The organism is Leifsonia sp. CL147 (assembly GCF_900114565.1).
Lineage (GTDB): Bacteria > Actinomycetota > Actinomycetes > Actinomycetales > Microbacteriaceae > Leifsonia.
In genome coordinates this window covers 61,937-76,732 of the sequence record NZ_FOTM01000021.1, presented here as the reverse complement: position 1 = coordinate 76,732, position 14,796 = coordinate 61,937, and the positions used below count along the sequence as shown (strand labels likewise).

Annotated in this window: 11 protein-coding genes and 1 pseudogene; 11 read left to right on the top strand and 1 reads right to left on the bottom strand. The window is 68.6% G+C overall.

The genetic code is table 11. The features are described 5' to 3' along the window. From BM287_RS17910 to BM287_RS15525, 5 genes and pseudogenes are all read left to right on the top strand, one after another. Positions 1-295: pseudogene (locus tag BM287_RS17910) on the top strand (IS3 family transposase); the annotation flags it as partial. A 269-nt stretch (positions 296-564) separates the two neighbouring features. Continuing rightward, a complete protein-coding gene (locus BM287_RS15540; RefSeq protein WP_244528380.1) occupies positions 565-2,271 on the top strand; it encodes a SulP family inorganic anion transporter in 1,707 nt (568 codons plus the stop codon). Between the two features lie 79 nt (positions 2,272-2,350). Beyond that, entirely contained in the window at positions 2,351-2,704 is a 354-nt protein-coding gene (locus BM287_RS15535) for a hypothetical protein (RefSeq protein WP_090041137.1), read from the top strand. A 140-nt stretch (positions 2,705-2,844) separates the two neighbouring features. Continuing rightward, a complete protein-coding gene (locus BM287_RS15530; protein WP_090041139.1) occupies positions 2,845-3,552 on the top strand; it encodes a GAF and ANTAR domain-containing protein in 708 nt (235 codons plus the stop codon). Next, a complete protein-coding gene (locus BM287_RS15525) occupies positions 3,552-4,262 on the top strand; it encodes a GAF and ANTAR domain-containing protein (protein WP_090041142.1) in 711 nt (236 codons plus the stop codon). The genes BM287_RS15530 and BM287_RS15525 overlap by 1 nt, the downstream gene beginning before the upstream one ends. A gap of 6 nt (positions 4,263-4,268) precedes the next feature. Here the strand turns inward: BM287_RS15525 and BM287_RS15520 are convergent, their stop codons facing one another. Beyond that, positions 4,269-5,387, bottom strand: a complete 1,119-nt coding sequence (locus tag BM287_RS15520; protein ID WP_090041145.1) for a hypothetical protein — start codon at positions 5,385-5,387, stop codon at positions 4,269-4,271. A 588-nt stretch (positions 5,388-5,975) separates the two neighbouring features. Between BM287_RS15520 and BM287_RS15515 the strand changes: the two genes are divergently transcribed. The 6 genes from BM287_RS15515 to BM287_RS15490 all read left to right on the top strand — a co-directional run bounded on the left by BM287_RS15515 (position 5,976) and on the right by BM287_RS15490 (position 14,619). Continuing rightward, entirely contained in the window at positions 5,976-6,965 is a 990-nt protein-coding gene (locus BM287_RS15515; RefSeq protein ID WP_090041148.1) for a LacI family DNA-binding transcriptional regulator, read from the top strand. A 145-nt stretch (positions 6,966-7,110) separates the two neighbouring features. Next, positions 7,111-9,213 carry a beta-galactosidase gene (locus tag BM287_RS15510; RefSeq protein WP_090041150.1) on the top strand — a complete coding sequence of 701 codons (2,103 nt, stop codon included), beginning with the start codon at positions 7,111-7,113 and terminating at the stop codon, positions 9,211-9,213. Between the two features lie 28 nt (positions 9,214-9,241). Further along, a complete protein-coding gene (locus BM287_RS15505; protein WP_244528378.1) occupies positions 9,242-10,603 on the top strand; it encodes an ABC transporter substrate-binding protein in 1,362 nt (453 codons plus the stop codon). A gap of 140 nt (positions 10,604-10,743) precedes the next feature. After that, on the top strand, positions 10,744-11,697 hold the full coding sequence (locus tag BM287_RS15500; RefSeq protein ID WP_090041155.1) for a carbohydrate ABC transporter permease: 954 nt from the start codon (positions 10,744-10,746) through the stop codon (positions 11,695-11,697). Then, the gene (locus BM287_RS15495) at positions 11,690-12,625 is read left to right on the top strand and encodes a carbohydrate ABC transporter permease (RefSeq protein ID WP_090041157.1); all 936 of its coding nucleotides are present in this window, start codon (positions 11,690-11,692) and stop codon (positions 12,623-12,625) included. The genes BM287_RS15500 and BM287_RS15495 overlap by 8 nt, the downstream gene beginning before the upstream one ends. Next, positions 12,622-14,619: a beta-galactosidase gene (locus BM287_RS15490; RefSeq protein ID WP_090041159.1), complete on the top strand. Its 1,998-nt coding sequence runs from the start codon at positions 12,622-12,624 to the stop codon at positions 14,617-14,619. Before BM287_RS15495 ends, BM287_RS15490 begins: the two co-directional genes overlap by 4 nt. Positions 14,620-14,796: the final 177 nt, after the last annotated feature.

Below are 14,796 nucleotides of genomic sequence, written 5' to 3'. Positions count from 1 at the left end.
CATGAAATACCGCCCCAACTACCCCGGCATCTTCGACACGATCGAGCAAGCCCGGGCGTTCATGGACACCTACGTGCCCTGGTATAACCAGCACCACAAACACTCCGGCATCGCCCTGTTCTCACCCGACCAGGTCCACGACGGCAGCTGGCACCGCCACTGGCAACACCGCCACAACGTCCAACACGCCTACTACCAAGCCCACCCCGAACGCTTCCGCCACCACCCCAACACCCCAAAGCCAGCCGGCCTCGTCGGCATCAACACCCCCACCCAACGACTCCACGCAGCTTGACACAGCCCGAATGTGCACTTAGGCGCGCTCGAAACCCACATTCGTGACGAATCTGCGGCGCGCACCCACGCCTCGTCGAGCAACATTCGTGACCGATGTCCCGAGGCAGGATGTTGCTAGCCCGTGCTCGCGCCGGGCGCTACTGTCAGCACTATTCGCGATCACGAGTGGCGAGGAAGGACCCGCGAGATGCCCTGCGTCACCGTCCAGGCCTTGTGAGCGGCGTCGGCATGGGATGGGCGAGGACGCGGTGGCGTCTGATCCGCAGCGTGTTCCGCCCGAGAACACTGGGACGGGATGCGATCGCCGGCGTCGTATTGGGCATCGAGAGCGTCCCCGACGGGCTGGCGAACGGGCTGCTCGCGGGAGTGAATCCGGTCGCCGGGCTCTACGCCTACCTGTACGGGATGGCCGGGGCCGCCCTGTTCACGTCTAGCACGTTCATGGCCGTGCAAGGTACCGGGGCGATGGCCCTGGTGGTCGCCGACGCGCACCTGAGCGCGCTGCCCGATCCCGGCCGCGCGCTGTTCACCCTCGCCATGCTCACCGGCGTCCTCATGGTCGTCGCGGGGGTGGCGGGAGGTGGCCGCCTGCTGCGATTCGTCCCCACGGCCGTCATGGTGGGGTTCGTCACGGCCGTCGGCGTCAACATCGTGCTCGGACAACTGAGCGCCTTCACCGGCTCCCCGCAGACCGGCGCGAACCGCGTGCTCAAGGCGTTCAACATCCTGAGCCGCCCCCAGCTCTTCCACCTGCCGACGCTGGCCGTGTCGGTGCTGACGGCGGCACTGATCGTGCTGCTCACGCGGACACGGCTGAAAGCTCTCGGACTGGTGTTGGCGGTCGTCGCCGGTTCAGTCCTCGCGTCAGTCTTCGATTCTGGGTCCGCGCAGGTTCCCGTCGTCGCGGATATCGCCAGCATCCCCTCGGGACTGCCGCCCCCGGTGGGCCCATCGATCCGGGATGTCGTCCCCCTCCTCATCCCGGCCCTGTCGCTGACCTTCGTCGGACTCGTGCAGGGCGCGGCCGTGTCCTCCGGGGTGCCGAATCCGGGCCGAAGAGGCAGCGATCCCTCCCAGGACTTCATCGGCCAGGGGGCCGGGAACATCCTGTCGGGCCTCTTCCAGGGGATGCCGGTCGGCGGATCCATGTCGGCGTCGGCGCTCATCGTGACCGCCGGGGCGAAGACGCGGCTCGCCCTCTTCGTCGCCGCCGGGGTGATGGTCGTCACCATCGTCGCGCTCGCGGGAGTCGTCTCGCGCGTTGCGATGCCGTCGCTTGCGGCCTTGCTGATCGTGGTGGGGGTGGGCTCGATCAAGCCGGTCCAGATCGCGTCGGTGGTGAAGACCGGCGCGCTCCAGACGACGACGATGGCGATCACGTTCGTGCTGACGCTGCTGATCCCGGTGCAGTTCGCCGTGCTCGTCGGCGTCGGGCTCGGCACCATCCTGTTCGTGGTGCAGCAGTCCAACCGGCTCCGGCTGCGGCAGCTCTCCTTCGCCTCGGAGGGACGCGATGGACGCGCTGGACGCGCCGGACGCGATGGACGCATCCGGGAGCACGATCCTGTCGCCGTCGTCGGAGCGGAACAGGTCATCGTGCTCCAACCGTACGGAAGCCTCTTCTTCGCCAGCGCTCCCGTGTTCGAAGCCCAGCTGCCACGCGTGGCGGCGACCACGCGGCGCTCCGTCGTGATCCTCCGTCTGCGCGGCGTGGATCAGCTCGGCTTGTCCATGGTGGATGTGCTCCTCCAGTACGCGCGCGGGCTGGCGGAGCACGACAGCCGGCTCTGGGTGGCGAGCGCCGGCGAGCGCGTGCAGCTGGATCTCGCAGCCGGGGGATTGACAGCGGAGATCGGCGAGGACGCCGTCTTCCCGGGCACGGAATGGCTCGGCGCGACCACGCGACGAGCACACGACGACGCCATCCGCTGGGTGCGCAGGGATGGTCTCGAGGACGGGACGAGCTCTGCTTGACATGGCCTGACAGCGTTGTAGATTGGCGCTGAAGGTTGCAGCCCCAGACCCCGGTATGCACCAGTCGGATCGAGGGGTTATGAAGGAGATTTCGGCCGGAGCGCGCACATTCATCACCGGCACGGATATTGCAGAGGCCGTTCTGCGCTACGGTCTCGCACTGGCCCGGCATCAGCAGGTCGACTTGGTCGACATCCCCGTCGCCGTGGCCGATGGAAGGACGGCACGGGCCGGGTTCACGGTCGGCTGGCATGCGGGCACGACAACGCTCACGACGACTCTGGCCGATGACGACGAGGAGCTCACCGAGCCGAGCACGGTCATCGAATTGACCGAGCGGGCGAGGCGGGTCGGTCACCACGGCCGGGCCTTCGCGTCGGATGAGCTCGGGGACGAGTTGCCCGACTTCGACCTGGACATGCTCTCGGGCTGAGAGGATCGTGGGTGCACTCCGGCTCATGGCGGGAGGGGCGAAGATGGGGTCGTTTGCCGTACGGTGGAGTGGTGACCCAGGCACACGTATGCCCACCGGTCCGCGGGAAGCGGCGAATCCGATGAGGCAGGGATGCTCCCATGGCTGACGACATCGACCGCGAGCAGCCGGGAGGCGGGGCGGCGGGCGCATCGGGCGAGGGTGATTTCTCGACGCTCTTCCTGCGGCACCTGCCCGTGAACGGCACCGCCGTCTCCACGATGGGCGACCTGCTCGGGAACGAGACCCTCTCGGCGACCGACGCCCAGGCGGCCCGGCTGGACGAGCTGCAGTTCGACCTCGGCGAGGGTCCGTGCTGGGACGCGCTCCGCTACCGGCGCCCGATCCTCGAGCCGGACATCCAGCAGCGTCCCCAACGGGTGTGGGCCGCCTTCAGCCCGGCGATCTCCGGCCAGGACGTCGGCGCGCTGTTCGCCTTCCCCATGCTCATCGGCCCGCTGAAGATCGGCGCAGTGGACATGTACGCCCGCGACGCCGTGTCTCTCGATCGCGAGCAGACGATGCGGGCGGCCCAGCTCACCGACATCGTCGCCCGCCGTGTCCTCCAGCAGGCGCTGGGGCCCCTCGCCGAGGACGCGAAGGAGACCGAGGGCAAGTACTCGCGCCGCATCGTCCACCAGGCGACGGGGATGGTGCTGGCGCAGCTCGGAATCAGCCCGGAGGACGCCCACATGGTGATCCGGGCGCACGCGTTCTCGACCGATCAGACGATGATGGACGTCTCCCGCGAGATCCTGGAGGGCCGGCTCGACTTCTCCCTGCCCGAGAACGCGGACGAGGGGTTCTGATGCCCGGCACTCGTGAGCAGCAGCTGCTGCGTGCGTTCGCCGCACTGGCGGACACGCTGGTCGCCGGCTACGACGTCGTCGATCTGCTTCAGACCCTGGTCGACACCTGCACCGGGCTGCTCGGCGCCTCCGAATCCGGTGTCCTGCTGGCCGACGGCAACGGAGAGCTGGATCTGATCGTCTCGACCAGCGAGGCCAGCCGGCTGGTGGAGCTGATGCAACTCGCCGCGGACGCGGGGCCCTGCATCGACAGCTTCAACACCGGCGAGGTCATCTCCGTGCCCGATATCGGCCGGGCGCCGGAGAAATGGAGTCTGTTCCGGGAGAAGGCGCTCGAGGAGGGCTTCCGGGCGGTGGACGCCATCCCGCTGAGGCTCCGCGAGGACACGATCGGAACGCTGAACCTGCTCCGTACGCAGACCGGTCAGCTGGATGAGGACGACATGGTCGCCGCTCAGGCGTTCGCCGACGTCGCCACCATCGGCATCCTGCACGAGCGGACGATCGCGCACAGCAACGAGGTGCGCGAGCAGCTCCAGCGCGCGCTGAACAGCCGGATCGTGATCGAACAGGCGAAGGGCGTGATCGCGTACATGCGCGGCGTCCCGATCGACGCGGCCTTCACGCTCATCCGCGACTACGCCCGGAGCCACCAGCTCGGGATCTCACACGTCGCCGCCGCGATCGTCGGCCGCGAGCTGGAGCTCTAGCCCCGCCTATGGCGTCCATCGCAGTTCGATGATCTGGTGCGCGTCGCTGAGGTAGAACACGTTCTGGGTGCCCTCGTCGACCTCGACGAAGGCGACGGGGTCGCCGACGGCCGGCGGGGCGCCGACCCGGGCGGCGATGTCGTTGACGTGCCAGGCGCCGGAGCTCCACCAGAGCTCGTGCACCAGGTCATCGGTGCCCGTGTAGACCACGTGCTGCGTTGCGACCGGCTGGAAGAGCCCGGACTCGAACGCATAGCCCGCCGGGCTCGACGTCGGATACGGCAGGGCAGCCCCCGCGGCGGCCGTGAGGTCGTTGTGATGCCAGCCGTCCGTGCGCCACCACAGCTCGTGCAGGTGTCCGTCGACGCCGACGTAGTCGACGTGCTGGGTGCCGTCGCCGCGGAAGACGTAGCCGTTCACGGTGTCCGCGTCGGTTGCGGGCGGCGCGCCCGTCGTGGCCGTCAGGTCGCCCCAGTGCCAGCCGGCCGCGTCGGCCCAGAACTCCAGGAGGTGGCCGGGATCGCTGCGGACGAGGACGTGGGCTGTGCGCTGGTCCTCGAACGAATAGCCCGTCGGCGCAGCATCCGGTGAGCAGGGCGGTGCGCCGGTGGCCGCGGTCAGATCCAGGTCGTGCCAGCCGTGCCCCGAGTTGCTCAGCTCGTGGATGTGCCCGCCGCCGCGTGCGTGGTACACCACCCGCTGGGTGCCGTCGTAGTACGTCTCGTACCCGTACGGCTGCGAGAGGGTGAGCGGCGCGTGAGCGGCATCGGTGAGGTCGTTGGCGTTCCAGCCGTCATCCTCCGTGTACCAGAGCTCGTGGACGTGTCCGTCGAACTGGCGACCCTGGTACACCACGTGCTGCGAGCCCTGGTGTGCCCAGACGTACCCGTTGGCGTTCGTGGCCGCTTCGGCGCCGCCGGCCTCCGAGACGAGGTTCTTGACGTTCCAGTCATCGCTGGCGCTGCAGTAGAGCTCGTAGAGCTGGCCGTCGTCGCCGCCGGCCGGGGTGAACCCCTGGAAGACGACATGGCGGGTGAACTGCGCGAAGAGCCACGCGGTCGGCTTGTAGACGGCGAGGGGCGCCCCGGCCGTGGCGGTGGTGAGGTTCTTGGTTCTCCATCCCATGATGGTGCTCCGATCCGTGCGAGTCGTCGGCGTCGGGAGTCGGCGTTGACGAACCCAGGGTAGGCGCGCAAGCGCCGCAGCGGGCCTCCCCGATTCGCCCCCGTCCCCCGTCCGTCCCGCCGGCCTCCGTCTGTCCCGCCGGCCTGCGACATTCGTGACGAATGTTGCGTTCCCGGGCGTGGGAGTGGACATTCGTGACGAATGTTGCGTTCCCGGGCGTGGGAGTGCACATTCGTGACGAATGCCGCGTTCCGGGGCGTGGGGGTGGACATTCGTGACGAATGCCGCGTTCCGGGGCGTGGGAGTGCACATTCGTGACGAATGTTGCGTGCCGGGGCGTTGGGGTGGACATTCGTGACGAATGTCGCGTTCCCGGGCGTGGGGGTGCACATTCGTGACGAATGCCGTGTTCCGGGGCGTGGGGGTGCACATTCGTGACGAATGTTGCGTTCCCGGGCGTGGGAGTGCACATTCGTGACGAATGTTGCGGCGTGTGGAGGGCGTGTGGAGGGCGGGAGGAGGACGTGACGCGACGCAGTGCGCACGCGGGCGGCAGCGCCTCGACGCGCTGCGGATACACTACGTTGCATGAAGCGGGCCACCATCTACGATGTGGCGCGTCATGCGGGAGTGTCGCATCAGACGGTGACCCGGTTCCTCAACGGGTTCGAGGGGATCCGGCCCACGACCCGCGCCAAGGTGCAGGCGGCGATCGACGAACTGAACTACCGGCCGAACGGCGCCGCGCGCTGGCTGCGGTCGCGGCAGTCCAACCGGATCGGCATCCTCGCGCACCGGATGGAGCTGTCCGGCCCCGGACGGATCATCGCCGGCGCGACCACCGCCGCTCGGAGCCGGGGGTACGTGCTCGACATCGCCTCCATGGACGGGGAGGACGCCGCGTCCGTGGATGCCGCCCTCGATGTCGTGATGGAGCATCAGATCGCGGGCGTCTTCGCGACCGCGCAGACGGATGTGGTCCGGATCGCCGTCGAGAACCGGGGGATCGACGTCCCGATCTCGATCGACTCGGGGGAGGGGCTCGCGTCCTCCGGCGCGAACCCGCGTGCCCATCCCGGGCAGCTGGCCGGGATGCACCTCGCCGACCTCGGGCACCGGCGCGTCGCCTTCGTGAACGGTCCCGGCATGTGGATCGCGTCCGGCGAGCGCAGGAGCGGATTCCTCCAGGTTGTGCGGGAGCGGGGACTCGACCTGGTGTGGGAGTCCGAGGGCGACTGGTCCGCCGAGGCCGGCTACCGCGCTGCCCGGGAGCTGCCCGGGGAGGTGACCGCCGTCGCGCTGGCCAACGACAGTATGGCCATCGGCCTGATCTTCGGTCTCGCCGAGCGGGGCATCCGGGTGCCGGACGACGTGAGCGTGATCGGGATGGACGACGCGCCCGAGTCGCGGTTCCACCTGCCATCGCTGTCGACGATCCGCCTCGATTTCGAGGGCGAGGGCGCCTATCTGATGAACGTCCTGATCGCGAAGATCGAGGGCGAGGATGTGGCGGAGGTCCCCGGGTACCGGCTCCCCGAACTGGTCCAGCGGGCCTCGACCGCACCGGTCCCGCGCTGACCGAATGTAACCATCCGGTCTCGGAGGTTGTGCCCGGGCCAGCACCCGTATAGCATCGCCAACAACTTAATGTTGTCGACAACATCCGCAGAACGCCCGGAATCCGACGTTGTCGACAGCAGCGCGATGATGCGAAAGGTCGGCGATGACGCAGAGCCCCCACTTCTCCGGTGTCCTCTTCGGGGCCGCCTACTACGCCGAGTACCAGACCGAGGGGACGCTCGATCGCGACCTCGACCTGATGGCGGAGGCGGGGTTCACCGTCATCCGGGTCGGCGAATCGGTGTGGTCCACGTGGGAGCCGAGGAACGGGGAGTTCGACCTCGAGTGGCTGCAGCCGGTCCTCGACGGAGCGCACGCCCGGGGGATCGGGGTCATCCTCGGCACGCCGACGTACGCCATCCCGCCGTGGCTGCAGACCCTCCACCCGGAGATCGCGTCGGTGAATGCGGACGGGCATCCGATCGGCTGGGGCACACGCCAGGAGATGGACCAGTCGGTCCCCGCCTACCGGTGGTACGCCGAGCGGATCATCCGGAAGGTGGTCGAGCGCTACGCCGGGCACCCGGCGATCATCGGCTATCAGGTGGACAACGAACCGGGCAACAACCTCTCGCACAACGAGTCCACCTTCCAGGCATTCGTCGGGTGGCTCCGCGCCCGCTACGGCAGCGTCGAGCGACTCAACGAGGAGTGGGGGCTGGTCTACTGGTCGCACCGGATCGCCGAGTGGTCCGAGCTCTGGCACCCGAGCGGCAACGGGATGCCGCAGTACCAGCTCGAGTGGAGGCGGTTCCAGGCCGCGCAGGCCACCGATCTCATCGCCTGGCAGGCCGGGATCGTCCGGGAGTACGCCCGGGAGGACCAGTTCGTCACGACCTGCATCTCGTACTCGCGGCCGCAAATCTCCGACGACGAGCTGGTCGCCCCCCTCGACATCACGGCGGGCAATCCCTATTACCTGATGCAGGACGGCCTTTCGGCCGATGCCGACCTTCCGCGCCAGGCGGAGTGGTGGCACACCGGGCCCTGGGCGCTCTTCCAGTGGGCCGACCGCGCGTACTCGTCGGCCCAGGAACGCTTCCTCGTCACCGAGACGAACGCGCAGTCCATCGGCGGGCCCTGGCAGAACCAGCCGCCCTATCCCGGCCAGATCAAGCAGGCGGCCTTCGCGCTCGTCAGCCGTGGCGCCCGCATGGTCGAGTACTGGCACTGGCACACCCTCCACTTCGGCGCGGAGACCTACTGGGGCGGCATCCTTCCGCACAGTCAGGTGCCCGGCCGGATCTACCGCGAGGTGGCCGAGCTGGGGGCGGCCCTCAAGCGGATCGGCGGCTCCCTCGACGGGTTCGAGCCGGATGCGGATGTGCTGCTGCTGCATTCCACCGACACGAAGTGGTCGTTCGAGTCCTACCCGCCGCTCGCTCGCGAGGACGGCCGCCCGGACGCCGGCTCGTACGGCCGCATCGTCGACGCCTTCTACCGGGGCCTCAGCGAGGCCGGCGCTCAGGTCCGGGTCCAGCACTCGCGGCAGTTCGTGGCGCAGTCCGCGGAAGGACTTGCGGCGAGGTATCCCGTGCTGGTCGCGGCCGCCGAGTATGTCGCGGACGACGCCCTCCTGGATGCGCTGCGCGGGTACGCCGAGGCCGGCGGGCACCTCGTGCTCGGCATCCGCACCGGCTACGGCGACGAGCTCGCCCGCGCCCGCCGGGCTGTCGCCCCGGACCGGCTGCATGACGCCGCCGGGGTCTGGTACGACGAGTACAGCAATCTGTCCGAACCTCTCGGGGTGACCGCCGTGCGCGCGGACTTCCCGCTGGAGGAGGGGTCGCAGGCGACGTCGTGGGTGGACGTGCTGAACGTCGACGACGCCGAGACGCTGGTCGAGTACACGCCCACCGAGCTGGGCGCGAAGGCGGCCATCACGACGGCATCGTTCGGCTCCGGACGCGTGACCTACGTCGGCACGGTCCCGAACCCGGCGCTCGCGCGCAGCATCGCGCGGTGGCTCGTGCCCGAGAGCGCGTCCGCATCCTGGAGCGCGGCATCGCCGGTCACGGTGAGCACCGGGCGGGCGGGGGAGCGCAGCATCGCCTTCGTGCACAACTGGTCGGGCGCCGAGCATGCCGTCGAGGTGCCGGCCGACAGCATCCACGTCGAGACCGGCGAGCGGTTCGCCGCCGGATCCCGCTTCACCCTCGAACCGCGCGGCGTGGCCGTGTTCGAGGTCGCCGGTTCACAGGCGTGACCGGAACACCAAGAGAAAGAGAACGCTCATGAGGAAGAAAGCACCGAGAACAGCAGTGGCGCTGGGCGCCGGCCTCCTGGCCGTGGCCATCGCGCTGACGGGCTGCACCGGAGGAGGTGGAGGAGGGACGTCGGGCAACACGAAGTCGGTGTCGCAGTCCGACATCGACAAGGCGATGAAGACGCCGACGAACCTCACCTTCTGGACCTGGGTCCCGAACATCAAGGACGAGGTCGCACTGTTCGAGAAGAAGTACCCGGCGATCAAGGTCGACGTCGAGAACGTCGGGCAGGGTGCACCGCACTACCAGAAGCTCCGCACCGCGCTGAAGGCGGGCAAGGGCGCCCCGGACGTCGCTCAGATCGAATTCCAGTACATCTCCTCGTTCACCGTCACGAAGAGCCTGCTCGATCTCACGCCCTACGGAGCGTCCGACCTGAGCAGCCAGTACGTGCCGTGGGTGTGGAACCAGGTGAAGCAGAGCGGAGGGATCTACGCGGTCCCGCAGGACTCCGGCCCGATGGGCAACCTGTACCGCAAGGACATCCTCGACAAGGCCGGCATCACCTCCCCGCCGACGACGTGGGACCAGTACGCGACCGACGCAGCCGCGGTGAAGTCCAAGACCGGCGTGTACATGTCGAACCTGGCCTCCAGCCAGGCCGGTCAGATGCTCGGCCTCCTGTGGCAGGCCGGCGTGAAGCCGTTCGGGTACGACGGGGTGAAGGGCGTGAAGGTCGACGTCAACAGCGCCGAGGCCAAGAAGGTCGTCGCGTACTGGCAGGACCTCATCCAGAAGGGATACGTCTCCACCGACCCTGACTTCACCGACAGCTGGTACCAGGGACTCGCCAACGGGAAGTACGCGGGCTGGCTGACGGCGGCGTGGGCTCCCGTCTTCCTGCAGGGCACGGCGGCGAAGACCTCGGGTCTCTGGCGCGCAGCGGCCCTGCCGCAGACGCCGGGCGCGAAGCCGGCCTCCGGTAACTGGGGCGGTTCGTCGGATGCCGTCCTCAAGACCACGAAGAACCCGATCGCCGCGTACGAGCTGGCCAAGTTCATCAACAACGACCAGCAGTCGACCCTGATGTTCGCGAACAAGCAGTTCCTGTTCCCGACCCTGAATGCCACGCTGAAGGATCCGGCGTTCGTGAACCAGGCCGCCCCGTTCTACGGTGGCCAGAAGGTGAACGAGCTGTTCGCCGGCATCTCGACCACCGTCGACACGAAGTTCGAGTGGCTGCCCTACATGGACTACGCCTACTCCAGCTATACGGAGACGATGGGCAAGGCGCTCGCGGCCAAGGGCGACCTCTCGGCCGGGCTCGACGCCTGGCAGAAGGCGCTGGTCAGCTACGGCACCCAGCAGGGCTTCTCGGTCAACAAATAAGGCCTGAACCGGCGGCGGGTGCTCCACCCGCCGCCGGTGCAGCCCACCCCCAAGACGCGGTCCGCGCGACGCACCCCGCACGAAGCACCCCGCGCGACGCACCCCGCACGACGCACCCCGCACGAACAAGGGAGTTCACCATGACCCAATCCGTCGCATCCGCCCCCGTGCGGACGCGAGAACGCACGGAGAGACCGCGACGCCGGCACAGCGCGACCCAGCGGCGGCTCAACCGGGCCGCCTACCTGTTCGTCGCGCCGTTCATGATCGTCTTCATCGTGATGCTGCTGATGCCGCTCATCTACTCGGGCTACCTCAGCCTCTTCACGACCCAGCTGGTGGGCGGTCAGACCTTCGCCGCCTTCGCCAACTACCTCCGGGCGTTCACCGACCCCGACTTCCTCGCCGGCATCGGGCGCATGGCACTGTTCCTGGTCATCCAGGTTCCGATCATGCTCGCGCTCTCGCTCTTCTTCGCTCTCGCGCTCGACAGCGGACGGGTGCGGGGCTCCGTCGCCCTGCGGCTGCTGATCTTCCTGCCGTTCGCCGTTCCCGGTGTCGTCGCCACGCTGATGTGGGGCTACCTGTACGGCAACGACTTCGGCCCGATCGCGCAGACCTTCCGGGGGATCGGCCTCCCGGCCCCCGACCTCCTGAGCGCGCAGAACATGCTCGGGTCGATGATGAACATCGTCACCTGGGCCTTCGTCGGCTACAACATGATCATCATGTACGCGGCGCTCCGGTCGATCCCGACCGAGCTGTTCGAGGCGGCCGAGATCGACGGCGCGAGCCAGTGGCGGGTGGCCTGGAACATCAAGATCCCGGGCATCCGGCCCGCGATCATCCTGACCGTGATCTTCTCGATCATCGGCACGTTCCAGCTCTTCAACGAGCCCAGCCTGCTGCACAACCTGGCGCCCAACGTCATCGACAACGGGTACACGCCCAACTACTACGCGTACAACCTCGCGTTCACCAACCAGGACGTCAACTACGCCGCGGCCATCGCCTTCCTTCTGGGACTCGTGATCGCCATCGTGTCGTACGTCGTGCAACTCTCGACCCAGCGGAGGGAGCCCCGCAATGACTGACACAGCGACCGAACAGGTCCTGGTCCCGGCGCCGAAGGCCGGCCGCCGCCGCGGACGCGGCGAAGCCCGGTCCTACAACCGCGAGAAGCAGCGCAGCACGCTGCTGACCGTGCTGCTCTGGATCTGCGCGCTCTACTTCGTGCTGCCGATCGTCTGGCTCTTCATCGCATCCACCAAGAGCAACGCCGACCTGTTCACCACGTTCGGGTTCGCGTTCGGGCACACCTTCGACCTGTTCACCAACATCGGCGCGGTCTTCACGACCCAGAACGGCATCTACATCCACTGGGCGATCAACACGCTGATCTACGCCGTCGTGAGCGCGGTCGGGGCGTCGCTGCTGGCCACGATGGCCGGGTACGCGTTCGCGAAGTACCGCTTCCCCGGGGCCGTGGTGATGTTCAGCGTGGTGCTGGGGGCCATCATGATCCCCCTCACGGCGCTGGCCCTCCCGACGTACCTGATGTTCAGCCAGCTCGGGATCACGAACACGCCGGCCGCCGTCATCGTGCCGTCGCTGGTGAGTCCGTTCGGCGTCTTCCTGATGCGGGTGTACGCGGCCGACGCCATCCCGGACTCGATGATCGAAGCGGGCCGGGTGGATGGGGCGGGCGAGTTCCGCATCTTCTGGCAGATCGGGCTGCGCCTCCTCGGACCGGGCATCGTCACGGTCTTCCTGTTCGCCCTGGTCGGGACCTGGAACAACTACTTCCTGCCCTTGATCATGCTCAACAGCTCGGACCTCTACCCGCTCACCGTCGGCCTCGCCCAGCAGCAGGCGACGAGTGCGGCGGGCGGCGGATCCCAGGCACTGTTCTCCGTGGTCATCACGGGATCCTTCGTGTCCATCATCCCTCTGGTCATCGCGTTCCTGTTCCTTCAGCGATACTGGACGACCGGACTAGCGAGCGGGAGCGTCAAAGAGTGAGTGGATTCTGGTACGGCGGCGACTACAACCCCGAGCAGTGGCCGGCTGAGGTGTGGCGCGAGGACGTGCGGCTGATGAACCGCGCCGGAGTGAACCTGGCCTCGGTCGGGATCTTCTCCTGGGCCCGCATCGAGCCGCGCGACGGCGAGTTCGACTTCGGCTGGCTGGATGAGGTGCTCGACCTGCTGCACGCGGGCGGAGTGCGGGTCGACCTCGCCACCGCGACGGCGTCGCCTCCACCGTGGCTGGCGAAGAAGCATCCCGAGCTGCTGCCCGTGACCGAGGACGGGGTGACCCTGTGGCCGGGCAGCCGGCAGGCGTACTGCCCGAGCTCACCGGTCTACCGGCGCTACGCCGCCCGGCTGGTCGAGGCGATCGTGGACCGCTACGCGGAGCATCCCGCCCTCGAGCTGTGGCACGTCAACAACGAGTACGGCTGCCACGTCAGCCACTGCTACTGCGACGCGTCGGCGGAGGCGTTCCGCACGTGGCTGGAGGAGAAGTACGGCACGATCGAGGCGCTCAACGACGCCTGGGGAACCGCGTTCTGGTCGCAGCACTATGACGCGTTCGACGAGATCCTGCCGCCGCGGTCGGCGCCGACCTTCAAGAACCCGACGCAGCTGCTCGACTTCGACCGGTTCAGCTCGGACGAGCTCCGGGCATGCTTCCGGGCGGAGGCCGAGATCATCCGGTCGCGCTCCTCCGTTCCGATCACGACGAACTTCATGGGGTTCTTCAAGCCGGCCGACTACTGGGCATGGTCGCAGGAGGTCGACATCGTGTCGGACGACGCCTATCCCGATCCGGCCGACCCGCTGTCGCCGGTGTACGCCGCGATGCAGCGCGACCTGATGCGCTCGCTCGGCGGCGGCAAGCCGTGGCTGCTGATGGAGCAGTCGCCGGGCGCCGTGAACTGGCGGGAGCGGAACGCCGCCAAGCGGCCCGGCCAGATGCGCGCGTGGTCGTACCAGTGCATCGGGCGGGGTGCCGACGGCATCCTGTTCTTCCAGTGGCGGCAGGCGGTCGCCGGCGCGGAGAAGTTCCACGCCGGCATGGTGCCGCACGGCGGGACGGACACCCGGATCTTCCGCGAGGTGGAGGAGCTCGGCGCCGAACTGCGGACGCTCTCCGGAGGGGATGCTCTGCTCGGCGAGGCCGTGCCCGCGGAGGTGGCGATCGTGTTCGACTGGGACTCGTGGTGGGCGATCGAGCAGCCGGCGTCGCCCACGAAGGTCCAGTACCTCCACGAGGTCTTCGCCTGGTACCGGGCGCTCGCCGCGGCCGGCGTGACGGTCGACTTCGCGCAGGCGACCGGCGACCTGTCCGCCTACCGGGTCGTGGTGGTGCCGTCGCTGTTCGTCGCGAGCGATGAGCAGCTGGCGGCGTTGGATGGGTTCGCCGCGGACGGAGGCACCCTCGTCGTCGGCTACCTCACGGGCATCCTCGACAAGAACCTGCACGCGCGGACGGGCGGCTACCTCGGCGTGCTGCAGGAGACGCTCGGCGTGCGGGTCGAGGAGTTCGCGCCGCCAGCGGCCGCCGACCTCGCCGCGAGCGGGGGCGGCGAGCCGCCGGTGCTGCGCGTGCGCGGGGATGTGGTTGGAGGCGACGGATCCGCGTCCCTCTGGGCCGAGTACGTCGTCGCCGGGTCGGCGGACGTCGAGGCCGTCTTCGACGGCGGGGTGCTGGACGGGCATCCCGCCATCACGCGTCACGTCCGGGGTTCGGGCGATGCCTGGTACGTCGCCACCCGGCTCGGCGAGGACTCGCTCGGCGTGCTGCTGGAGGGCGTCCTCACCTCGGCCGGCGTCCACCGCCTCCCGCAGTTCCCGGGGGTCGAGCTGGTGCGCCGAGGAGACGTGCTCGTCGCGATCAACCACTCCGACGAGACGGTCACGCTCGACCTCCCGGGCACGGATCTCCTCACCGGAGCCGCCGCGTCCTCCCTCCGCCTGCCCACGCAAGGAGTCGCCCTCCTCCGCCAGCCCTGACCCTGCGGCTGCGCCCGGCTCCGGCCCGGCGACATTCGTGACGAATGTTGCGTTGCGCGCGCTGGGGGGCGACATTCGTGACGAATGTTGCGTTGCGCGCGCTGGGGGGCGATATTCGTGACGAATGTTGCGTTGCGCGCGCTGGGGGGCGAAATTCGTGACGAATGTTGCGTTGCG